Here is a 21,517-nt window from a genome sequence, read left to right on the forward strand (position 1 = left end):
CCGGCGGCAGGCCGGGAGTTTACGGGGTTGGATCGCGGGCTGGGACATGCGCAAAGGGCGCGCTCACCCCAACCCCTCTCCCGCAAGCGGGAGAGGGGCTATCAGCGCCGTTTGCGCCCTGGCCCGAGTTTGCGGGTGACCGTGTTGCGGCCCAGACCCAAGCGGGCGGCGGCTTCGGCGCGGCGGCCCTGGGTGAGTTGCAGGGCGGCTTCGAGCAAGGTTCGGTCCAGGCGCTCGCGGGCTTCGGCATGCAGGCCCTGGGCGCCTTCGCTCAGGCGTTGCGCGGCCCAGCTGGAGAGCATGTCGTCCCACTGGCCGTCGCTACGGCCGCTGCGGTGACGACGTCCACCACGTGCCAGTGCGGCTTCCACATCCACCACGTCGATGATGTCGGCGGTGGCCAGCGCGGCCAGACGCCAGCACACGTTTTCCAGTTCGCGCACGTTGCCGGGCCAGTCGTATTGGCGCAGGTCTTCCAACGCGGCCGACGACAGCCGCTTGGGCAGCATGTCGAGCTTGCGCCCGGCCATGGCCAGGAAGTTTTCGGCCAGCTGCGCGATGTCGCCGCGACGCTCGCGCAGCGGCGGCAGTTGCAGGCGCACCACATCCAGACGGTGCAGCAGATCGGCGCGGAAGCGGCCTTGTTCGACCAGCGCTTCCAGATCCTGGTGGGTGGCGGCGATCACGCGCACATCGACGCGGATCAATTCGCGCCCACCGACGCGGAAGAATTCGTTCTCTGCCAGCACGCGCAGCAGGCGGGTCTGCAGCGGCAACGGCATGTCGCCGATTTCGTCCAGAAACAGCGTGCCGCCATCGGCTTGTTCGAAGCGGCCGATATGCCGTTTGGTCGCGCCGGTGAAGGCGCCGGTTTCGTGGCCGAACAACTCACTTTCCAGCAATTCGGCAGGAATGGCGGCGGTGTTGAGCGCGACGAAGGGTTTGCGCGCGCGCGGCGATTCGTTGTGCAGCGCGCGGGCGACCAGTTCCTTGCCAGTACCGGTTTCGCCGTTGATCAATACCGATAGCGGCGCCTGCGCCAGGCGCCCGATCGCACGGAACAAGGCCTGCATTGCGGGCGTGTCGCCAATCAACGAGGCCGAGCCCTCGGCCAGGCGGGTGGCGACGATCTCTTCGGCGCCGGCATCGGCGTCCGGCAGCGCGCGTGCGGCCAGGGCCACCGCATCGTCCAGGTCGAACGGCTTGGACAGGAACTCATGCGCGCCGCCGCGGAAGGCGCCGGCAGTGCTGGCGACGTCGGTGTAGGCCGACATCACGATCACCGGCAATTGCGGGTGTTTGGATTTGAGTTTGTCGAGCAAGGTCAGGCCGTCTTCGCCGGGCATGCGCACGTCGGTAAACAGCAGGTCCGGCGTTGGCCGCATGGCAAGCGCCTGCAACGCGGCGGCGGCGCTGTCGAAGCCGTCCACCGCGTAGCCGGCATCGCGCAGGGCGGTGGACAACACGAAGCGGACCGACCGGTCGTCGTCGACCACCCAGATGTGGGATACGGCGGCGGCCTCAGCCATGCAGATGCTCCTTGTCGTGATCGCCGGCCAGCTCGGGCAACAGCAGGGTGAAGACGGTATGGCCCGGGCGCGAGCGGTACGTCAGCGTGCCGTGGTGTTCGCGCGAGACCTGCTGGGCCAGCGCCAGGCCCAGCCCGCTGCCTTCGGCACGGCCGCTGACCAGCGGCAGGAACAGGTGCTCGGCCAGTTCTTCCGGCACGCCGCCGCCGTCGTCGATGATTTCCAGTCGCAGCGACATCGCATGCACGCGGTCGCGGATGCGCTGGCCGTGCTCGACGCGGGTGCGCAAGGTCACGCGGGTGGCGCCGGCCTGGAAGGCGTTGCGCACCAGATTCCACACCGCCTGGGTCAGGCGGTCGCCATCGCCCAAAATGTCGGGAATGCTGGGGTCGTAATCGCGCTGCACCTGCACCGACCAGCCGCCTTCGGCTTCGGCCAGGCGCAGCACGCGTTCGAGCACCACGTGGATGTTGAGACGGTCGTGCGCGCGCGCCGGGGTGGGCGAGAGCAGCCGCTCGAGCAAGGTGTTGAGGCGTTCGATCTCGGTGCCGATCAACTCGATCAGCTCGCGCTCGTCTTCGTCGCGACCGGCCGAGCGGCGCGCCAGCAACTGCGCTGCGCCCTTCAGTCCGGCCAATGGGTTACGCAGCTCGTGCGCCAGACCCTTCAGCGCGGCGCTCAAGGCATTGGGCAAGGCGTGGGTGGGATCCAGCGCGGGGAACTCGTCGACCGGATGGGTTTCCAGCAACCAGCCACCATCGTCCAGCCGCGACAGCCAGCCCTCGGCAAAGCGGGGTGCATCGTTGGGCAGGCCCAGCGCCAATCGGTGCAGACGCAATACATCACGTTCGTCGTTGAGCAGGAAGCGCGCCAGCGCATCGCCCTGCACTTCCAGCGCGGCCAGGGGCTGGTCGACCAATCGCCGTGTGCTGACCCCGAGCCAGCGCGCGAACGCCGGGTTGACCCCCAGCACGCGGCCCTCGCGGTCGGCCCAGGCGACCGGCGTGCCCAGGCTATCCAGCGATGGCATGGAAGAGGACGTCACCATTGCACCAATTTAGTGCAAACAGAATTGGAATGCGCGGATGGCGCGCAAAACGAAGCGTGCGTTGAAATACTGCTGGCCGGGCGGCGACGGGTCGCACCGATCCAGCGTGCATCCGCGCCGGCAGTCACGGGCGTGGGGCTGGTCATGCAGGCACCTCGGCAGTTGTTCCGCGCCCGGCGGGGCGACGGGGGAAAACGGACCCGGCTGGGCACTCCCGGCCGGGTCGTTGCGCCACCCGCGGCAGCGTGGCCGCGGGTGTGCATATGCTCAGGACTCGTACGCGGCTTCGCCGTGCGAGGTGATATCCAGGCCCTCGCGCTCGGCTTCTTCGCTCACGCGCAGGCCGAACACCAGCTTGGCGACCACAAACCCCACCACCGACACCACGCCGATCCAGCCGATGGTGATCCCGACGCCCAGCGCCTGGATGCCGACCTGATGGACGATGTCGTAATCGCCGCCCTTCTGGCCGCCCAGCGAAGCCGCCGAGAACACGCCGGTCAGGATCGCGCCGATGATGCCGCCCAGGCCATGCACGCCGAACACGTCCAGGCTGTCGTCCGCGCCCAGAAGGCGCTTCAGGCCGGTGACGCCCCACACGCACAGCACGCCGGCCGCCAAGCCGATCACGATGGCGCCGAACGGCCCCACGGTGCCGCAAGCCGGAGTGATGCCGACCAGGCCGGCGACCATGCCCGAGGCCACACCCAGGGCGGACGACTTGCCCTTGATGATTTTCTCGGTCAGCGACCAGCCCAGGATGGCGGCGGCGGTCGCCAGCAAGGTGTTGAGGAAGGCCAGCGCCGCACCGGCATTGGCTTCCAGGTTGGAGCCGGCGTTGAAGCCGAACCAGCCCACCCACAGCAGCGAAGCGCCGACGAAGGTCAGGGTCACGTTGTGCGGCTTGATCGCCTCACGCCCCAACCCGGCACGCTTGCCGACGAAGTAGGCGCCGACCAGGCCGGCAACACCGGCGTTGATGTGCACCACGGTACCGCCGGCGAAATCCAGCGCGCCCAAGCCGAACAGATACCCACCGGTAGCCCAGACCATGTGCGCCAGCGGCAGGTAGCCGAAGGTGAACCAGATCACCGAGAACAACAGCACCGCGCCGAACTTGGCGCGTTCGGCAAAGGCGCCGACGATCAGCGCGCCGGTGATGCCGGCAAAGGTCGCCTGGAACGCCACGAACACGTATTCCGGCAGGCTCACGCCCTTGGTGAAGGTGGCCGCCAGGCTTTCGATGGTGACGCCCTTGAGCAGCGCCTTGTCCAGATTGCCGATCCATGGGCCTTCGCCGGAGAACGCCAGGCTATAGCCGTACAGCACCCACAGAATGGTCAGCAGCGAGAACACCACAGCGACCTGGATCAGCACCGACAACACGTTCTTGGCGCGTACCATGCCGCCGTAGAACAGCGCCAGACCCGGCACCACCATCAGCAGCACCAGCAAGGTGGAGGTCAGCATCCAGGCGACATCGCCCTTCTCCACCACTGGTGCAGCTTCGGCAGCGGCGGCCGGCGGGGTGGCCGGCTGCGCCGTCGGCAGCGGTTCGGTGGTGACCGGCTCGGTCGGCAGTGGGGTGACCTGTGGGGTGGACTGCGCATGCGCGCTGCCCATGCCGCCCACCACCAGCGCGCTGAACAGCATCAGCATGCACACGCTATAGAACCGGGCTTTCCACCCGGCAAACAGAGCTGTCTTCATACGACCTCCGGAGGTGGGGGACTCAGAGCGCATCGGCGCCGATCTCGCCGGTGCGGATCCGCACCACCTGCTCGATCGCAGTCACAAAGATCTTGCCGTCGCCGATCTTGCCGGTGCCGGCCGCGTTCTGGATCGCTTCGACCACGGCGTCCAGACGGTCGTCGGTCACCACCGTCTCGATCTTGATCTTGGGCAGGAAGTCGACGACGTACTCGGCGCCGCGGTACAGCTCGGTATGGCCTTTCTGGCGCCCGAAGCCCTTGACCTCGGTCACGGTGATGCCCGACACGCCCGCTGCGGACAGGGCCTCGCGGACCTCGTCGAGCTTGAACGGCCGGATGATGGCGGTGATCAATTTCATGCGCATACCCCGAATGGTGGAAAGAACCGGCCGGCATTGCGCCGCCCGGCGGTGTCAGTCACCTGGATGCCAACCCCGGCATCCGATCGTTCGCGATTACGCGGACCCCGGCCGATGCCATGCATCCGCCTCGTGGGAGAGGTCAGGCCCGCGCGCCGCGAACTGTGTGCTCTCTCAATACCCCTGCAATCCACGGCCGGTGCCATGGATCGCCCGAACAAATGTGCGGCGATGGCGGAGGTGGGAGGGGGGGCCTCCGCCATCGTCGCGGTGGAACTCAGTTGCCGTAGTACAGCTGGTACTCCAACGGGTGAGTCGCAGCACGGAACTTGGTGACTTCCTGCATCTTCAGCGCGATGTAGCCGTCGATGAAGTCGTCGCTCATCACGCCGCCGGCCTTGAGGAACTCGCGGTCCTTGTCCAGCGCTTCCAGGGCCTGATCCAGGCTGGAGCAGACCTGCGGAATCAGCTTCTCTTCTTCCGGCGGCAGGTCGTACAGGTCCTTGTCGCTCGGTGCGCCCGGGTCGATCTGGTTCTTGATGCCGTCCAGGCCGGCCATCATCAGCGCGGTGAAGGTCAGGTAGCCGGACTGCAACGGATCGGGGAAGCGCATTTCGATGCGGCGCGCCTTCGGGTTGGTGACCCACGGAATGCGGCATGAGGCCGAGCGGTTACGCGCCGAATAGGCCAGCATCACCGGCGCTTCAAAGCCCGGTACCAGGCGCTTGTAGCTGTTGGTGCCGGAGTTGGCGAAGGCATTGATCGCGCGGGCATGCTTGAAGATGCCGCCGATGTACCACAGCGCCATCTGCGACAGGCCGCCGTAGCCGTCGCCGGTGAACAGGTTGACGCCGCCCTTGGCCAGCGACTGGTGCACGTGCATACCCGAGCCGTTGTCGCCCACGATGGGCTTGGGCATGAAGGTGGCCGTCTTGCCGTTACGGTAGGCGACGTTCTTGATGATGTACTTCATCGTCAGCAGTTCGTCGGCCTTCTGCACCAGCGAGCTGAACTTGGTGCCGATTTCGCACTGGCCGGCGGTGGCCACTTCGTGGTGGTGCACTTCGGTTTCGATACCGACCTGTTCCAGCGTCTTGATCATTTCCGCGCGCAGGTCGTGCAGGGTGTCGGTCGGCGGAACCGGGAAGTAGCCGCCCTTCACGCCCGGACGGTAGCCGCTATTGCCGCCGTCGTACTTTTCACCGGTGTTCCAGGCCGCTTCTTCCGAACCCACCTGGAAGAAGGTGTGGCCCATGTCGTTGGCAAAGCGCACCGAATCGAAGATGAAGAATTCCGGCTCCGGGCCGAAGAACGCCTGGTCGGCGGTGCCGGACGACTTCAGATAGGCCTCGGCACGCTTGGCGATGCCGCGCGGATCGCGCTCATAGCTCTGCATGGTGGCCGGGTCGAGGATGTCGCAGGTCAGCACGATGGTCGGATCGGCGAAGAACGGATCCAGATACGCGGTGCCTGCGTCCGGCAACAGCACCATGTCCGACTCGTTGATGCCCTTCCAACCCGCGATCGAACTGCCGTCGAACATCTTGCCTTCTTCAAACAGCGCCGGCTCGATGATATTGGCCGGAAAGGTGATGTGCTGCTGTACACCACGCATATCGACGAAGCGCAGGTCGACGAACTCGACCTTGTTGTCCTTGATCAGCTTTTCAACATTTTCCACGGACATCGGAAGAAACCTCAGGCAGGAGTTAAGTTGCTGGTGGGCGGTACTACAGCAGGGACCGTGCCAAGCATTGGCGCTTCACAACTCCTTGATTTTGCTTACATCGCTCGCGACCGCTAGACTTGATTAGCACCTTAACAGTGCAAAGCGCCATACTCGAAGCACCAATATGGTGCGTGCCGCAATGCACTATCCTGACGCCTCCCCCAACCCCTCTCCCGTCCGATGTCCGATCTGATTTCCGCCCTGCTGTTGGGCATTCTCGAAGGCCTTACCGAATTCCTGCCGATCTCCAGTACCGGCCACCTGCTGATCGCCGAACAATGGCTCGGACGCCGTTCTGACTTCTTCAATATCGTCATCCAGGCTGGCGCGATCCTGGCCATCTGTTTGGCGCTGCGGCAGCGGTTGTGGACCCTGGCCACTGGCCTGGTCGAGCGCGACAACCGCGACTATGTGCTCAAGGTCAGCGTGGCCTTCCTGGTCACCGCGGTGGTCGGCCTGATCGTGCGCAAGGCTGGCTGGCAATTGCCCGAAACCCTGCAGCCCGTCGCCTGGGCGCTGCTGATTGGCGGGGTGTGGATGCTGGTGGCCGAACACTTCGCGGGCAAGTTGCCCGAGCGCGACGTGGTGACCTGGAAGGTGGCCATCGCGGTGGGTCTGGCGCAGGTCGTGGCCGGTGTGTTCCCCGGCACCTCGCGCTCGGCCTCGACGATCTTCATCGCCATGTTGCTGGGCCTGAGCAGACGCTCGGCAGCGGCGGATTTCGTCTTCATGGTGGGCATTCCGACCATGTTTGCGGCCAGCGGCTACGCGTTGCTGGAGATGTACAAGGAAGGCGGTTTCGGCACCGAAAACTGGGCCGATGTGGCGGTGGCCTTCGTGGCGGCGACCATTACCGGTTTTGTGGTGGTGAAGTGGCTGCTGGGCTATATCAAGAAGCACCGTTTTACGGTGTTTGCGGTGTACCGCATCGTGCTCGGGGCGGCCCTGCTGCTTTGGCTGCCGGCTGCGGCCGGCTGACACACAACGGCAACCGCCGGGGCTGCACATCGCGATCGCCGCGGGGCGCAGTCCCGGCGTCCACGTCGTGACGCCGGTCATTGCCCCGGGCGCACGCTGGCGGTATCACTGACCCATCGATCACCGGGAGCTGCGCATGCGTGCCGTGTTCTTCGCCCCTGCACTGCTGGCGGCGGGCGTGACGGCCTGCGGATCGGGCGCCTCGCCGGACCTGCCCGGCTCCAAACACGCCGCTACCCAGGCGCCGGTCATGGCGACCCCTGACACGGATAACCTGCCATTGCACACCGCCCTGCGCGCCCAGCACTGGCACTTGCAGCAGGCCAGCGATGCGCATGGCACCGCGTTGCGCAGCCTGTTCGTCGACGGCTTGCCACCCGTGCAACTGGACTTCAACGATCAGCGCATCCAGGTCAGCCAGACCTGCAACGCCTTGGGCGCCAACTACAGCGTGGCCCACGCGCACGTGCAGATCGGCCGGGTGGTCTCCAGCAGGCGGATGTGCGCCGACGCACGCCGCATGGCGCAGGAGCGCGCTGCCAGCGACCTGCTGTCCGGCCGCTTCGCAGTGGTCATGGACAACGCCGCGGCCGCGCCCCGGCTGACCCTGACCCGCAGTGATGGCACCCGGCTGATCTTCGGTGGCATCCCCACGGCAGACACCCGCTACGGCGGGCCGGGACAGACGCTGTTGCTCGATGTGGCCGCAGACACCGTGCCCTGCGTGTCCGACCCGACGCGGCGTTGCCTGCAAGTACGCGAGCAGCCTCAGGCCGACCAACCGGCCACACAAGACTGGCAGCCGTTCGAGGGCACGATCGAGGGTTTCGAGCACGAAGACGGAATCCGCACCCTGCTGCGTGTGACCCGCTACCCGGCCGGCACGGACCCGGACGCCAGGCAGGTGTATGTGCTCGACCAGATGATCGAAGCCGGCAGCTAGCCCGGCGCCGGCCCAGCATCGGGCCCGGCATCGGCACCGCGCTGCGATGCCGGGCGTCAGAACCGGATCAGGACTTTGCCCACGTGTTGCGCCTTGGCGAAGTAGTCAAAGGCCTGGGGCGCCTCATCGAACCGGAACGTTTTGCTGTGCAGGGTCTTGATGCAGTGCTGCTCGATCGCGCGCAGCAGGTCCACGAACATCGCCCGGCTTCCATTGGCGATGCCGCGAATGGTCACGTTTTTGCGGATCAACGACACATAGTCGGGAATCGGCGAAGACGCGCCGGGAGTGACGCCGATCACCACGATGGTCGCGTTGGCAGCTGCTGCCTTGATCGACTGCCCCAAGGTGTCCTGCCCGCCGGTCTCGATGATGACGTCCGCGCCACCGCCGGACAGCTGCATCACTGCCTCGGCCCAATCAGGCTGGGTGCGATAGTTGACGGTGATGTCGGCGCCCAGGCGGCGCGCGAGCGCAAGCTTCTCGTCGCTGGATGAGGTGATCGCGACGCGGGCACCGTGGAGCTTGGCGAGTTCGAGCGCGGCCATCGAGACGCCACCGGTTCCCAGACACAGCACCAGATCGCCAGCCTTGATCCTGGCCACTTCCACCAAGGCGTGCCAGGCGGTAACGGCAGCCGATGCCAGCGCAGCGACATCCTCGTCGTCCAACGACGCAGGCACTTTGATCAACGCAGATGCAGGCAGCACCACCTTCTCCGCCAGCCAGCCATCGTGGGTGACGCCAAGATCGTGGGCGAACATCTCGGCGCGAAACCTGCCCTCCAGCCAGGTGGGAAAGTGCCCGCTGACGACACGGTCGCCCGGCGCGACTTCGCTGACGCCTGCGCCGACGGATGTCACGATGCCCACACCTTCGGCAACGGGAACGCGCGTGGGTGCAAGCTTGCCGGCGTAGGTGCCTTTGAGAATCTGGAGGTCGCGGTTGATCAGGCCGACCAGTCGCGGAGCGACGATGACCTGGCCCGGTCCTGCAACTGGCTCGGGCATCTCGGCCGCGAGCAGGCTCTCAAGGCCGGTTTGATTGCCAATCTGGAATGCTTTCATGGGGGATTACCTGTACTGGGACGCCGGCCCAACGTGGCTGGCGTCTTGGGGGATGAAGCGATCGACGCCAGCGTCGCGATGACTCAGCGCAGCGATGGGTTCAGCGTGTAGGTGCCGTGCAAGGCCGCCTCCGCCAGCACATGACCCTGAAGCGCCGACAGCAGATCGGCGGCGGTGAAGCTGTCGGGCAGGCTGAGCTTGGCCACGTCCAGTGCGAACACCCGGAAGAAGTAGCGGTGCAGACGCAGGTCGTTGAACGGCGGGTACGGGCCGTCGTAGCCGCGGTAGTCGCCGGCCATGTCGGCATTGCCGGCGAACCACTGCGTGTAGGAATTCAGGCCCTGCCGGGTACCCGCCGGGCCGGGCGGTTGCTGCTTGCCCTTGACCACGAAACCGTCGCTGCAGCTGCCCGCGGCAATCTCATGCACATCGGCGGGGATATCGGCCATCGCCCAATGCACGAAATCGGTGCGTGGCTGCTCCACCGGAATCTGCAGATCGTCGCGGCCGACGGTGTCGGGCACGGTCGGTACGTCCGGGTCCAGGCACAGCAGCGCGAATGACTGCGTACCGGCCGGCACCTCGCTCCAGGCCAGGTGCGGGTTGCGGTTGGGCGCAAAGCCATCCGGCGTACCGGCGGCAAATTCCACTGCGATGGGCTTGCCGTTTTCGATGCTGTTGCTGGTCAGACGCATGGAAGGTCTCCGAGGGAAGCGATACGGATCAGGGTGCCTGGGTCCGTGCCGCAGCGGAAGACGTCGCCATGGAACCCTCTGATGCGCTCGGTCGGGTTTACCATTGCCGCACAGTGCGCCTGCAACCAATGCGACAACACGACACTGCGGCCACACCCACCCTGGCGGGGAGCGCGACCGCTCTGATCGCGCCTCAGTCCTGCGGGTAACCGAAGCGCACGGCGATCAGCGTGAGCAGGTCGAACTGCGGGCCGAGCACGCCGCGGTAATTGCGCCAGCGGCCGGAGGCCAACCGCGCCGGGCCGCGTGGCGCGACCAGCGGGAAGCTGAGCCCGAACGCCTGTTCCAGGGCAGTGGAAATGCCCTGCGGGTCGTTCTCGATACCGTCCAGCCGGATGATCCGGTGCGGGTACAGATCGCGTTCGTGCAGCACGGCCAGCTGTTCCAGTGCGATCAGCAGCCAGTCAGTGGCCTGCTGTGGCGACTGCAGTGCCAGCGGCGCGGACGCACCGGCCGACAGCCAGTCCAGCAGCATGTCGCGCGGGTCACGCAATGCGATCGCCAGCCGCCCCTCAGGCAGGTGCGGGCGCAGCGCGGTCAGCAAGGTGTTGTCCCACCACAGCAGCCAGTCGATGACATTGCCATCGTCGATGCCGCGGCGCGGCAGTTGCGCCTTCCACCCTTCCACCAGCGCGGTCGGTGCCAGTTCGCCGGAGGCCAACTGGTCGAGCGTGCGGTAGCTCTGCAGCGCATCCGACGGCGGCGTGGTGCCGTAACGGTCGCCGCGCACCAGTGGGGTGGCTGCGTCCATCACCGCGATCAGGCGTTCGACATGCGAGCCGGGCGTGCCCCACACGAACAGCGGGCGCGCGGTGACCGTGTCGGGAATGCTACCCAGCGCGGGCCACTGCGTCGGCTGTTTGGCTGCCTGCGGCGGCAACGGCAACCGGTGCTGGGCTTGCTCGCGGTGGAACTGCATCCAGGTGCCCACGGCGGCATCGGGCTGGCCGGCGCGGTCTTGCACATTGCCTAGCCACGGCCGCAGCACGGTCTGCTGTGGCGCCGGCAGCGATTCGATCAACGATTCGACACAGGCGATCGCCGCTGGCGGGTCGCGTTCCAGCAAGGCTTCGACAATGCGCTGCTCGCCGCTGATGCGGCCCGGTTCCACCGCCACGATCTGGCGCGCCACCATCTCCGCGTCGTCGGCATGGCCCTGCATGTCGTGCACGCGCATCAGCGCTTCCAGCGCCGGCAGGTGCTCAGGCATGGCCAGCAGCCAGCGCTCGATCACGGCCTGTGCCTGCGGCCCACCGACCGGCTCCACCGCCAAGCGGGCCAGCCACAGGTCGTGCGCAGTGGCCGACGTGGCCAGCGCCGCATCCAGGGTGTCGCGCGCATCGTCCACCGCGCCCAGCCGCTCCCAGGCGGTGAGCAGCGCGTGCAGCGTGCGGCGATCGGCCGGCCAGTGCGCCAGCGCCAGGCGTAGATGCGCGGCGGCCTGATCGGGACGACCGGCCTGTAACTCCATCTCGCCGGCGAGCCGGCGCATGGCCGGCAGGTCGCCGCCGGGCTGGTCGAGCACGCCTTGCATCGCCGCCAGCGCATCGTCCAGACGGCCCTGGCGCTGCGCCAGCTGGGCGATGAAGGCGCGCAACGCGGTGCCGGGCGGATTGAGCTCGATCACGCGCTCGAAGGCACGCTCGGCGAACGCAAAATGCTCTTTCTGCAGATACGCAAAGCCCAGCGAAAACAGCACGCGTGCATCGTCGGGTAGTTGCTCGGCTGCGCGGGTGAGCAGCGACAGCGCGCGGTCGCTTTGGCCACGGCGCATCTCCACCACGCCATCGACCGCCAGCAATTGCGGATGCTCCGGCGCCAAGCGCGCGGCGGTGCGGCTGAGCCGCTCGGCCTCGTCCAGATCGCCACGTGCCACCGCCAGATGCGCCTGCATCACGTAAGCATTGAACTGATTCGGATCCAGCGCGGTAGTGCGCGACAGCGCCGCATCGGCGGCAGACAGATCGCGTGTGGCCAGCAACGCGCCGGCGCGCAGCAGATGCAGGTCGGCATCTTCGGGCGTCAGCATCAGCGCGGTGTCGATGCTGTCCAGCGCCAGCGCGGGCTGCCCTTGCTGCTGCAGCGCAACCGCCAGCCAGCGGTGCGCGGCGGCGACGTCGGGCGCGGAGGTTGCCCACTCGCGGGCCAGCGCCACCGCATCGTCGGCCGCATTGCGGCGCAGGGCTTGAAGAATGGCGTCTTGCATGGCGGCGGTGCGTCCCGGACAAACCGCTATTGTAACGATGCGCGGTGTGGGGGCTCGCTGTGCGAGGGACGCTGGCGTTTATCGCGACGCGGGCGTCTGGTGCAAGGCGTGCGTCACCGCCCTTGAACTCACATCGACCGATCGCGCCGGTTAGGCGTTTGAACGCTTACCAACATTCGACGCAGCACGCTTGCGCCATAGGCCACACAGAGCACCCCAAACACCAACTGGCCCATGTGCCAGAGCACAGCTTGCGCGCCGACGGAAACCGATCCTGCGCGTAAGCGGAACACAATCTCTCCAGTCTGCAGATAGGTGTAGAGGCTGATCGCGCTGAAGTGGACCATCACGCAACCGACAACCACTGCTAGAACGGCGACGACTGCATCCATAGACGGATGTCGTCTCAGCATCGTTCGCGAGCTGACGTCAGCCGCTCGGCCACCCAGCGTTCGGCAAAGCCGTCGCCGCGGGCGTTTTCCAGAAAGCCGCAGTGGCCGCCCCAGCGCGCGATTTCCAGCTGCGCATGCGCCGGCAACTGCCAGGCAGCGAAATCGGCGAATGGAATCACCGGGTCGTCTTCGGCCATCAGGATGTCGACCGGCACCTGCAGGTTGGCCAGGCGTTCGCCGGCGATCGAATAGCTGTCGAAATACGCTTCCAGCGAGCCATGCCCGGTGTGTTTGACCGCCAGCCAGGCCATCAGACCGCGCATGTCCAGCGCCAGGGTGGCGTCGTCGTAGCCGTGCTGGTCGGGGAACAACTGACGCTTGCGCAGCAGCGATTCGCGCCATTTACGGCGGAAATACCAGTCGTAGAACTGCGGGCCTTTTTCCAGTTGCGTCATGGTGGCGGCCGGGTCCAGCAACGGACACACCGCCGCCACGCGCGCCAGCGGCAGGCCGGCGGCGGGCGCACGCAGCGCCAGCCGCAGCGCGAAATTGCCGCCCAGCGAATACCCTGCGACCAGCAACTGCGGCGCAGGAAACCGCCGCCACAGATCGCCTGCGGCATTGACCACTTCTTCGATGCGATCGGAGTGGAACAGGTCCACATTGAGATGGTGGGTGCCGCCGTGGTCGCGGAAATTCAGCCGGAACACTTGGTAGCCCAGGCCAAGCAGGCGCGCGGCGGTCAGGCGCATGTAATTGGAATCGGCGCTGCCCTCCCAGCCATGCAGCAACAGCACGGTGCCGCGCGGCGGCGCATCGCCGGGCGGGATGCTCATCCAGCCCTGAAGGCGCACACCGTCGCCGCCATCGAGAATGTGTTCGCTGGTGACTGCGCCGCTGGCGGCGAGCAACTGGCGGCTGCGGATGCGCCGCAAGGCGCTGCTACCCAGCACCGATTGCACATGCGGGTTGCGTAGCCAGCGCGGCGGGAGATAGTCGGAGGCGTTCATGCGTGCGTCGCACCGGCGTCGCGGCTGGCCGCAGGGGAGAGGTGCGTGCGCATCGTCAACTAGGACTCCATCGCTGCAACGATCCGTTGGCGCGAGGTGTCGGCCAGTCGGCGACGGCCTTCGATGTCCAGCGCGCGAATCGGCTCGAGAAAATGCACTTCTGCCAGCCGTGACGGCTCGCCCAGCAGGCGCACGATATTGGCGAAGAAACTCTCGCGCTCACCGAACGCCACTACCGCCTGCGCATTGCCACGCACGCCATAACGCAGCGCCACCGGCTGTACCGGCACCCCGGCTTCCACCGCCGCCTGGAAGATGCGCGCATGGAACGGGCCGACCTCGGTGCCGCCGCGGGTGCGCCCTTCCGGGAAAACACCGACCGGCTTGCCGCTTTGCAGGCGCAGCAGCATTTCCTGCAGCACCCCGCCCAGCGATTCGGTATTGCCGCGCTGATGGAAGATGGTCTGGCCCTTGGTCGCCAACCAGCCCACCAGCGGCCAGCCGGCGATTTCGCGCTTGGCCACAAACCCCATCACCTGCTGGCTGTGCAGCATGGAAATGTCCACCCAGCTGACGTGGTTGGCCACGAACAGGGTCGCGCCCGGCAGCGGCGTACCGAAGCGGCGCAGCCGGAAGCCGAAGATGCGCATCAGGTTGCCCTGCCACCAGCGGATCATCAGCTCGTCCAGGGTGTCCGCAGGGCCGGTACGGATCCGCGCCAGCGGCGGCGCCACCACGCACAGCATGGTGACCGGCAGGCACAGGCACAGATGCAGCAACAGCAACGGCACCCGATACAGGTAACGCAGCAAACGCAGCGCGCCGCCAGCCTCGCGCGTGGCGTCCAGGGATGACTCGCTCATTCGACGAACGGAACCGGTAACGGGGGAAGGAAGCGCAACCATTGTGACAGCAGCGTGGCTGCCGCGCAGTGCCGGTAGCGGGCAACGCTGTTCCATGCATGCCACTGCCGGGCGAGCTCAGCCATTGCCACGCGCAACGACCGCCAGGGTCAACCGCGACACGCAAACGCGTTTGCCCGCCGGGTTTTCGATGATGATGTCCCAGACATGCGTGCTGCGCCCCACATGCACCGCGTGCGCGGTTCCGGTCACCAGTCCCTGCGTGGCAGCGCGCAGGTGATTGGCATTGATCTCCAGCCCCACGCACATCTGGGCCGTCATATCCACGCACAGGTTGCCGGCGCTGCTGCCCAACGTTTCGGCCAGCACCACCGAGGCGCCACCGTGCAACAGGCCATAGGGCTGCTTGGTACGCGCATCCACCGGCATGGTCGCGCGTAGCCAATCGTCACCGGCTTCGGTAAACACGATGCCGAGATGTTCGATCAAGGTGTCACGGCTGGCGGCGTTGAGGGCGGCTAGATCGACGGGTTCGCGGAAGGTCATGGGCATGGAATCGGGAATCGGGAATCGCAAGAGCATCCAGGTGCCTGGAATGCGATGCAACATTGCAGTGCGGCTGGCTGCCAACAGCGGTCAGAGATGCTGCGACTGCGTCCAACGCATCAGCCTGCTACGGGTGCAGCCTCTCACGCTCCCACTTTTGCGTGCGATGATTAGCAACCTGCGCACATCTACGGCAATCTACCGAAAATACAGCGCAACATCTTGCATCGACTCGTCTTCATCACTGCAACGCGTCATCCGATCAAAGAATCGGCACCAGCCCGGCACCGAAGGCGGTCAGCATGCGTACCAGCAACCACTTCGGGCCGACATTGACCTCCGGGAAGTCGCCTACTGCCACGTAGCACTGGCGGAACTGCGGGTCCTGTCGCTTGAGCGGGAATGGGCAATCCGGGCCGGGCTGGAACTCGTAATTGGTGGCGTAGCGCCATGGCCAGAAGTCCAGCACCGGCAAGGCCTCAGAGACCTTGCCCACGCTGTAGTTCAACCCGCTCAGCACCGGCGGCTTTTCGCGCGGAGCCACCGTCCAGGCATTTTCCGGAGCCATATCGCGTTCGATGCTGGCGGCCAGCGCCTGCGCAAAGCGCGCGTCGTCGATCACCACGGCCGCTTCGGTGTTGTAGTTCTCGCTGCGCGGGTCGAAGTTGTGGGTGCCGATCACGCCGATGCGGCGATCCACCACCAGCGACTTGGCATGCAAGCCCATGCGTGCACCGGCGCGCGTCACCGGCAGCGGCTTGTTGACCGCGCGCGTCCCCAGGAACGAGGGCCGCGTTTCGGTACGCAACACGCGCCGGTCGACCTCGCTGCCGCCCGGTGCACGACCACGGCCACTGCTGCCGCGTAACACGCTGCCAGCACTGGCGCTTGTGTTCCCCTCTGCACCGCTGCTGCCGCGCATCGCGTTGCCAGCCGCACTGCCGCCGATCAGGCGATTGGTGCGGCTGTCTTGGTTGATTTCGGAGGCCGGATTGAGTGGATCCGGCACCAGGTTGGCGTACTCCACCGGGGCATCCAGCGGGAACGGCTTGAATTCGTACACGTTGAAGCCCAGCTCGCGCATGTTGCGGCGTTTGAACTTGTACGACAGCGCATACACGATGGGATTGTCGGTGGCGGCCAGGCTGTTGGTCGACACCACGATGCGCGGCGGCTGCAGGTGTGTGCGCAACGTGCGGAAGATCGCCTGCGCCTGGTCGGACAACACCAGATACGGCGTTTGCAGCAACACTTCCTGCTGCGCGCCGGCAATCAGGCCATCCAGTTCCGGCGCCGTGGAAACCGCCTTGGCGGCATGTTCCCTGCGGTGTTTTTGCGGCAGATCGGCGACATACAACACGCGCTGCACCGGCATGGCTGGGGTCACGAAGGCATCGCGCACGAACTGCGGGTCGCGCGCTTCGCGATCCACCCGCGCCACCCGGTCGGGCCGGCGGAAGTTCGCCGGCGGCATCTGCGGTACGCCCTGCTCCAGCAGCAGGCGCCCGACATCGTTCAAACGCTCGGCCGGCACACTGCGCCGGGCACGCCAGAACGCATCGAAATTAGCGGCCATCGCACGAACTTCCGGGCCGGCCAGAATCACATCGCGGTCGCGAAAGTTGTACTCGCTGTCCCAGTCGTAATAGTCGTCCTGGTAATTGCGCCCGCCGACCACACCAAGCACGTCGTCCACCACCAGCAGCTTGTTGTGCATGCGCTGATTGAAGCGGCGGAAGCAGCACAGAACGCTGCCGGCATAGTCGAAGTAGTTGAGTTTGACCTTGCCGAAGGTCGGGTTGTAGATGCGCAGCTGCAGGTTTTCGTGGCTGCTGGCCAGCGCACCGAGAATCTGCAGATCGGCGATCGCCGACAGCTGATCGATCAGGATGCGCACCTTGACGCCGCGTTGCGCGGCATCCATCAGCGCGTCCATGATCATGCGCGCGCTGTCGTCCTTGTCGAAGATGTAGGTCTGCAGGTCGACGCTGCGGGTGGCGCTGCGGATCAGATTGAGCCGGGCCACCAGCGATTCTTCGCCATGGTCGACGATGGTGGCGTAATGCCGCGGCGCCGCCGGTGTGGAGGCAGTGATCGCCTCACCGCCCAGCGCACGTAACGGCGAAGGCTGCGCGCAGCGATTGGCCTGCGTGCAGTTCACCACGGTGCTGCGTGCCGCAGCGGCGACGCCGGCAGCACGGTTGCGCTCGGTTTGCGACAGGCTGGCGCATCCGGTGCCGAGCAACAACGTTGCCAGCACGAGAACCCTCAACAGGCACTTCACGGGCGCCGCGCCTCCTGCAAGCGCCCACGCAGAACGAATGTCACCCTGTCGCCCAGGGCCATCTGCCACGCATTCATTCCGTAACGTCCACGCAGGACCGTACCTCGACTGATCACGTCGCAATCATAGCCCGGCCGGGTGCATTCGGCCGGGACCACATGCAGGGTCTCGGTATGGGTGATTCCGCGGATGGTCAGGTTGCCGGTGATGTCTCCCCCGCCCTTGATCACCTCCTCGGTGTACGGCAGCGACTCGAACTCCACCACCGGATAGCGCGCCACATCGAAGAAATCCTCACCCCGCATCCAGCCGGTATAGCGGTCCTTGCCCGGAATCTCCACCTGGGTGGCGTCCAGCCGGAATCGTACCTGCTGGCGTTTGTCGGGCAGTTCCACCACTTCACCGCGAAAACGCGGGAAAAACCCCTCGATCTTCATCCCGAAGCGGGTTTTGATCTCGAACCCGAAACGCGATTGCGCCGGGTCGATGGAATGCATCTTCTGCTGCGCCAGACAGGGCAAGGTGACCCAGAGCGCGAGCCAAGCGAACCAGCGCAGCGACGATGACACGGATCAGGGCCACCAGAAGGCGGTCAGGCGGGCGATACCCGGCTCGATGGTGGCGTCCAGCGGCAGGGCCAGCAACGCAATCGAGGCGGTGGGCATGCCACGGTAATCGCCGGTCTGGCCGCTGTGCATCAACGCCGCCAGCCGTTCCAGACCAGGGTTGTGGCCGACCAGCAGCAGGCGCTCGGCCTCGCGATGTTCATCCACCAGGCTGGCCAGAGTGCCCGGCGTGGCCTCGTAGATGCGTTCGTCCAGTCGTTGTTCGATATAGCCGGTGAGCTCGAGCACCGCTTCGAGGGTTTCGCGGGCGCGCCGGGCCGGCGAGCACAGCACCCGGTCAGGCACCAGCCGTTGCTCGCGCAGCCAGCGCCCTGCCGCTTCGGCCTCGGCGATGCCGTGCGGCGACAGCGGGCGATCGAAATCGGCCTGGCCGGTATCGGCCGGTTCGGCATGGGCGTGTCGCAACAAGATCAATTCGCGCATAGGAACTTCCCGGTTCTAGGACTTCTTGAGCCACTTGAACAGCGGCTCCCAGTCCTGTTGATGGTCGCGCACTTGCGCCGAGCGGTAGTCGAACAAGCTGCGTCCCAGCCCGGCCATCACCACATAGGCCTGGGTGTCGCGCAGTTGGGTCACTAGCGGGTACGGCCAGCTGCCGATCATGTCGGCGGCCTGTTGCGAGGTCTGGGTCCAGGGACGGGCACGATTGAGCACCAAACCCACCGGCAGTTTGCGCTGGTGCACGCGTGGCACCTTGGCCAGCGTGTTGAGAAAGCCGACCACCGCTTCGATATCCAGCGCCGAGGACAACACCGGCACCACGATGGCATCGACGTGGTCAAGGAATCCGCCCAGGTCGTCGGCCATCGCTCCGGCCGGCGCGTCGATGATCAAGGTATCGGTGCCATCCGGCACGGCCGCCTGCCAGTTGCGGCGCTTGGTGGCGTCAATCGGCAGTACCGCACTTTCCAGGCTGGCGCGGCGCTCCGCCCAGCGGGTGGACGAGCCTTGCGGATCGGCATCTGCCAGCACCGTGCGCTGGCCTTGCAACGCCGCATGTGCGGCCAGGTTGGTGGCGATCGTGGTCTTGCCGACGCCGCCTTTGGAGGCGGCCACCAGGACTGTCTTCATGCACGCCTCGCTTCCGGGAGCAGGCCGGCAGCGTACACCGCGGCAAGGTGAGGAAGTAGTCGAAACGCGTTAAACGCGTTGATGGCGTACAGGCAAAGGCAGCGCAGACCTCCAGCCGATGGATGCAAACGCCTTGCGCCGCAAGTGAGCGCGGCAAGGGCTGCACACTTCTCACCCAGCGCAAGATCATCTGCACGTGTTGCCCCGATGCAGGTGTGCATTGCATGAGCAGTGGCCTCGTCGCAATGCAGCATGGCAGCGACATTGGACCTTGGCATGGGCCCGAGCGACCGGGCGCAAGCGCATGCCGGCAGCACTGCTGCCGGCATGCTGCCGCTAGCGGAGGCCTTACGCTACCAATCGCGCCAGCAGCCAGGCCCACGCAGGCAGCGTCAGCAACGACAACAGAATGCTGTAGCCAACCATTGCTGCCGCCAGACGTGGCGCCAGGCGGTGCGAAATGGCCAGCGCCGCAGCGGTAATCATGGTGGGCATTGCCGATTCGAGCACATTGGTCTGCAGCATCTGCCCGTGCAGGCCAAGCACCCAGGACAGCGGCAAGGCCAGGACCGGCATCAGCACCAGCTTGAACACCAGGCCCACGGCCAGCGGCTTGAGTTCGTCGGCAGGCAGGCGCAGCTGCAGCGAAAAACCCACCGACAGCATCACCAGCGGCAACATCGCATCGGAAAGGTTCTTGAGGCCGGAGCCGATCCAGTTCGGCGGTTGCTCGGGCATCAGTGTCAAGGCGAACAGCAGCGCCCACAACGGCGGAAACTGCAGCACCCGCATCAGGATCAGCCGCCCAGTCGGCGGGGTATCGCCGCTATACCGGGCCAGCACGTACAGCCCGAACGTGGACAGCAGCACGAAGGTGCCGAACTGGTCGTAGACCACTGCATACGGCAGCGCGTGATCGCCGATCAGTGCGCGCACCATGGGGAAGCCGATAAAGCTGGAATTGGTGAACACCACGCACATCAGCAGCGCGGCGTATTCGGCGCGGCCGAAGCGCAGCAGGCGGCTGCAGCCCCACAGCAACGGCACGATGATGGCGGTGAGCAACCACGGCGTTGCAATCACCCCACCCAGCGAGGCATCCAGGTGCAGGCGCGGGACATAGGTCAGCACCGACGCCGGCAGGCAGATGTAGAGCACGAGACGGTTGAGCACATCGGCACTGTTGTCCGGCAACACCCGCAGGCGGGCGAACAGCAGGCCCAGCCCCAACATGGCCAGAATCAAGGCAAATGCATCTACCGCCATGCGCGATCGTGTCCGTTGGAAAGCGATGCACAGGATCGCATGGCGCGCGGGGCGCGCATCGAAGGATGCGTTGGCGTGGTTGGTGCGAAGCACACGCCACCAAGCTCCGATCACTGCGAAGCCTCGGTTACGGCATCTCACACAGCGACCTCGCAACGTCAGCAAGCCAACGTTCTCAGCCGTGATTGCGATCCGGTACAGACCTGATCAGCCTTTCACTGAGCCAGCGGAATCGACGTTACGCGTCCTCGTCTCAAGTCAGCGGCAGGCCGACGCACCAGATCGCACCTGGTTAATCGGCAAACATGCCCGGCCCAGCGTCGGCCCAGTACACAACCCGCGTTGCAGGAAATCCCCGCAGCGCGGCCAGGCGTTTACGGAAACGCCGGCGGCTTGGCCTGCCAGGCCGCAAAGACCTCGGCCAGAGTGGCGCGCTCTGCCTCGCGCCATTCCGGCAACAGGCTGGCGTAGCTGGCGGTGCTGCTCCAACGGTCCGGCCAGGTGCGCACGGCGGCCGCATACCACTCGACCGCCTCTTGCTTGCGCCCTGCGCGCCAGAGCGCGAGTGCAGCCGTCGTCGGCAACCATTCCGGCGTGGCCGGGCGGCCGTTGGCCAGGTTGGCCCATTGCTGCAGCGCCTTGTCGGGCTGATCGGCACGCAGCAGATCCCATCCGTAGTTCCAGGTGATGGCGCGGTATTGCTGGCTGCCGTTGGACACCAGCGCCAGCGCGCCCTGATAGAGCTCATCGCCTAACTGAGTGCGCCCACCGGCGTAGGCCAGCGACGCCAACTGCGCACGCGGATCGGCCGCACGGGCATCACGCTGCACCATCGCCGCAAGCCGGTCGACAACTGCATCGCCCTGGCCTTGTACGGCGACCACGGCCTTGGTTGTGCTGCGGTCTTCGTCGAAATAGAACTCTTTGGGCTTGGGCAGACTCTGCGCCTGCGCCAACGACCACACCCCTCCGAGCAGGGCCAGAGCGGCCCACGCGTATTTCCTTTTCACTGTGTTTTCCCCTGACAGCAAACGACCCCTTCCCGTCCCCATCCTACCCGCAGCGCGTCGGCTGCGCATCCGCACGGGGACAGGTGCGCGAAAACTGACTGTTACACTTTGTGCCGCCGTTTT

The 21,517-nt window shown here is 66.1% G+C and carries 20 protein-coding genes; 2 read left to right on the top strand and 18 right to left on the bottom strand.

Annotated elements, in window-relative coordinates; genetic code table 11:
• Nucleotides 1-101: 101 nt before the first annotated feature.
• The 5 genes from ntrC to glnA form a co-directional block, all read right to left on the bottom strand.
• On the bottom strand, nt 102-1,529 hold the full coding sequence (ntrC, locus tag XpruCFBP8353_RS19855; protein ID WP_101364772.1) for a nitrogen regulation protein NR(I): 1,428 nt from the start codon (nt 1,527-1,529) through the stop codon (nt 102-104).
• On the bottom strand, nt 1,522-2,577 hold the full coding sequence (locus XpruCFBP8353_RS19860) for a two-component system sensor histidine kinase NtrB (protein ID WP_101364773.1): 1,056 nt from the start codon (nt 2,575-2,577) through the stop codon (nt 1,522-1,524). Before XpruCFBP8353_RS19860 ends, ntrC begins: the two co-directional genes overlap by 8 nt.
• 267 nt (nt 2,578-2,844) lie before the next feature.
• Nucleotides 2,845-4,287, bottom strand: a complete 1,443-nt coding sequence (locus XpruCFBP8353_RS19865) for an ammonium transporter (protein WP_101364774.1) — start codon at nt 4,285-4,287, stop codon at nt 2,845-2,847.
• Between the two features lie 22 nt (nt 4,288-4,309).
• Complete coding sequence (locus XpruCFBP8353_RS19870) at nt 4,310-4,648, bottom strand: P-II family nitrogen regulator (protein ID WP_002808480.1); 339 nt, start codon at nt 4,646-4,648, stop codon at nt 4,310-4,312.
• Nucleotides 4,649-4,925: 277 nt separating this feature from the next.
• Nucleotides 4,926-6,335, bottom strand: a complete 1,410-nt coding sequence (gene glnA, locus XpruCFBP8353_RS19875) for a type I glutamate--ammonia ligase (protein WP_010379835.1) — start codon at nt 6,333-6,335, stop codon at nt 4,926-4,928.
• 222 nt (nt 6,336-6,557) lie between these two features.
• Here glnA and XpruCFBP8353_RS19880 point away from each other — a divergent pair, with 222 nt between their 5' ends.
• Together XpruCFBP8353_RS19880 and XpruCFBP8353_RS19885 are read left to right on the top strand one after the other, a co-directional pair.
• Nucleotides 6,558-7,355, top strand: a complete 798-nt coding sequence (locus tag XpruCFBP8353_RS19880) for an undecaprenyl-diphosphate phosphatase (RefSeq protein WP_101364775.1) — start codon at nt 6,558-6,560, stop codon at nt 7,353-7,355.
• Between the two features lie 136 nt (nt 7,356-7,491).
• Nucleotides 7,492-8,298, top strand: coding sequence for an META domain-containing protein (locus XpruCFBP8353_RS19885; RefSeq protein WP_101364776.1), 807 nt, complete (start codon nt 7,492-7,494; stop codon nt 8,296-8,298).
• A 56-nt stretch (nt 8,299-8,354) separates the two neighbouring features.
• Here the strand turns inward: XpruCFBP8353_RS19885 and XpruCFBP8353_RS19890 are convergent, their stop codons facing one another.
• From XpruCFBP8353_RS19890 to XpruCFBP8353_RS19950, 13 genes are all read right to left on the bottom strand, one after another.
• Complete coding sequence (locus XpruCFBP8353_RS19890) at nt 8,355-9,365, bottom strand: zinc-dependent alcohol dehydrogenase family protein (protein ID WP_101364777.1); 1,011 nt, start codon at nt 9,363-9,365, stop codon at nt 8,355-8,357.
• 83 nt (nt 9,366-9,448) lie between these two features.
• Nucleotides 9,449-10,060: a YbhB/YbcL family Raf kinase inhibitor-like protein gene (locus XpruCFBP8353_RS19895; RefSeq protein WP_101364778.1), complete on the bottom strand. Its 612-nt coding sequence runs from the start codon at nt 10,058-10,060 to the stop codon at nt 9,449-9,451.
• Between the two features lie 193 nt (nt 10,061-10,253).
• Nucleotides 10,254-12,326: a tetratricopeptide repeat protein gene (locus XpruCFBP8353_RS19900; RefSeq protein ID WP_101364779.1), complete on the bottom strand. Its 2,073-nt coding sequence runs from the start codon at nt 12,324-12,326 to the stop codon at nt 10,254-10,256.
• Between the two features lie 128 nt (nt 12,327-12,454).
• Nucleotides 12,455-12,718: a hypothetical protein gene (locus tag XpruCFBP8353_RS19905; protein WP_101364780.1), complete on the bottom strand. Its 264-nt coding sequence runs from the start codon at nt 12,716-12,718 to the stop codon at nt 12,455-12,457.
• Nucleotides 12,719-12,732: 14 nt separating this feature from the next.
• A complete protein-coding gene (locus XpruCFBP8353_RS19910) occupies nt 12,733-13,728 on the bottom strand; it encodes a YheT family hydrolase (RefSeq protein WP_101364781.1) in 996 nt (331 codons plus the stop codon).
• 59 nt (nt 13,729-13,787) lie between these two features.
• Nucleotides 13,788-14,687 (bottom strand): lysophospholipid acyltransferase family protein, encoded by a 900-nt coding sequence (locus tag XpruCFBP8353_RS19915; protein WP_207759694.1) that lies wholly within the window; start codon nt 14,685-14,687, stop codon nt 13,788-13,790.
• 21 nt (nt 14,688-14,708) lie between these two features.
• On the bottom strand, nt 14,709-15,137 hold the full coding sequence (locus XpruCFBP8353_RS19920) for a hotdog fold thioesterase (protein ID WP_101364820.1): 429 nt from the start codon (nt 15,135-15,137) through the stop codon (nt 14,709-14,711).
• 262 nt (nt 15,138-15,399) lie between these two features.
• Nucleotides 15,400-17,421 (bottom strand): phospholipase D family protein, encoded by a 2,022-nt coding sequence (locus XpruCFBP8353_RS19925; protein ID WP_101364783.1) that lies wholly within the window; start codon nt 17,419-17,421, stop codon nt 15,400-15,402.
• On the bottom strand, nt 17,418-17,990 hold the full coding sequence (locus tag XpruCFBP8353_RS19930; RefSeq protein ID WP_101364784.1) for a YceI family protein: 573 nt from the start codon (nt 17,988-17,990) through the stop codon (nt 17,418-17,420). The genes XpruCFBP8353_RS19925 and XpruCFBP8353_RS19930 overlap by 4 nt, the downstream gene beginning before the upstream one ends.
• 3 nt (nt 17,991-17,993) lie before the next feature.
• The gene (locus XpruCFBP8353_RS19935) at nt 17,994-18,470 is read right to left on the bottom strand and encodes a SixA phosphatase family protein (RefSeq protein WP_003488452.1); all 477 of its coding nucleotides are present in this window, start codon (nt 18,468-18,470) and stop codon (nt 17,994-17,996) included.
• A gap of 15 nt (nt 18,471-18,485) precedes the next feature.
• Nucleotides 18,486-19,118, bottom strand: coding sequence for a ParA family protein (locus tag XpruCFBP8353_RS19940; RefSeq protein WP_101364785.1), 633 nt, complete (start codon nt 19,116-19,118; stop codon nt 18,486-18,488).
• 348 nt (nt 19,119-19,466) lie between these two features.
• On the bottom strand, nt 19,467-20,384 hold the full coding sequence (locus XpruCFBP8353_RS19945; protein WP_101364821.1) for an AEC family transporter: 918 nt from the start codon (nt 20,382-20,384) through the stop codon (nt 19,467-19,469).
• A gap of 374 nt (nt 20,385-20,758) precedes the next feature.
• The gene (locus tag XpruCFBP8353_RS19950) at nt 20,759-21,394 is read right to left on the bottom strand and encodes a hypothetical protein (RefSeq protein ID WP_101364786.1); all 636 of its coding nucleotides are present in this window, start codon (nt 21,392-21,394) and stop codon (nt 20,759-20,761) included.
• Between the last annotated feature and the right edge of the window lie 123 nt (nt 21,395-21,517).

Source organism: Xanthomonas prunicola (assembly GCF_002846205.1).
Classification (GTDB): Bacteria; Pseudomonadota; Gammaproteobacteria; order Xanthomonadales; family Xanthomonadaceae; genus Xanthomonas; species Xanthomonas prunicola.

Coding starts and splice junctions, on each gene's coding strand:
- ntrC (WP_101364772.1), bottom strand. CDS start 1,529: ATGGCTGAGGCCGCCGCCGTATCCCACATCTGGGTGGTCGACGACGAC.
- XpruCFBP8353_RS19860 (WP_101364773.1), bottom strand. CDS start 2,577: ATGGTGACGTCCTCTTCCATGCCATCGCTGGATAGCCTGGGCACGCCG.
- XpruCFBP8353_RS19865 (WP_101364774.1), bottom strand. CDS start 4,287: ATGAAGACAGCTCTGTTTGCCGGGTGGAAAGCCCGGTTCTATAGCGTG.
- XpruCFBP8353_RS19870 (WP_002808480.1), bottom strand. CDS start 4,648: ATGAAATTGATCACCGCCATCATCCGGCCGTTCAAGCTCGACGAGGTC.
- glnA (WP_010379835.1), bottom strand. CDS start 6,335: ATGTCCGTGGAAAATGTTGAAAAGCTGATCAAGGACAACAAGGTCGAG.
- XpruCFBP8353_RS19880 (WP_101364775.1), top strand. CDS start 6,558: ATGTCCGATCTGATTTCCGCCCTGCTGTTGGGCATTCTCGAAGGCCTT.
- XpruCFBP8353_RS19885 (WP_101364776.1), top strand. CDS start 7,492: ATGCGTGCCGTGTTCTTCGCCCCTGCACTGCTGGCGGCGGGCGTGACG.
- XpruCFBP8353_RS19890 (WP_101364777.1), bottom strand. CDS start 9,365: ATGAAAGCATTCCAGATTGGCAATCAAACCGGCCTTGAGAGCCTGCTC.
- XpruCFBP8353_RS19895 (WP_101364778.1), bottom strand. CDS start 10,060: ATGCGTCTGACCAGCAACAGCATCGAAAACGGCAAGCCCATCGCAGTG.
- XpruCFBP8353_RS19900 (WP_101364779.1), bottom strand. CDS start 12,326: ATGCAAGACGCCATTCTTCAAGCCCTGCGCCGCAATGCGGCCGACGAT.
- XpruCFBP8353_RS19905 (WP_101364780.1), bottom strand. CDS start 12,718: ATGGATGCAGTCGTCGCCGTTCTAGCAGTGGTTGTCGGTTGCGTGATG.
- XpruCFBP8353_RS19910 (WP_101364781.1), bottom strand. CDS start 13,728: ATGAACGCCTCCGACTATCTCCCGCCGCGCTGGCTACGCAACCCGCAT.
- XpruCFBP8353_RS19915 (WP_207759694.1), bottom strand. CDS start 14,687: ATGGAACAGCGTTGCCCGCTACCGGCACTGCGCGGCAGCCACGCTGCT.
- XpruCFBP8353_RS19920 (WP_101364820.1), bottom strand. CDS start 15,137: ATGACCTTCCGCGAACCCGTCGATCTAGCCGCCCTCAACGCCGCCAGC.
- XpruCFBP8353_RS19935 (WP_003488452.1), bottom strand. CDS start 18,470: ATGCGCGAATTGATCTTGTTGCGACACGCCCATGCCGAACCGGCCGAT.
- XpruCFBP8353_RS19940 (WP_101364785.1), bottom strand. CDS start 19,118: ATGAAGACAGTCCTGGTGGCCGCCTCCAAAGGCGGCGTCGGCAAGACC.
- XpruCFBP8353_RS19945 (WP_101364821.1), bottom strand. CDS start 20,384: ATGGCGGTAGATGCATTTGCCTTGATTCTGGCCATGTTGGGGCTGGGC.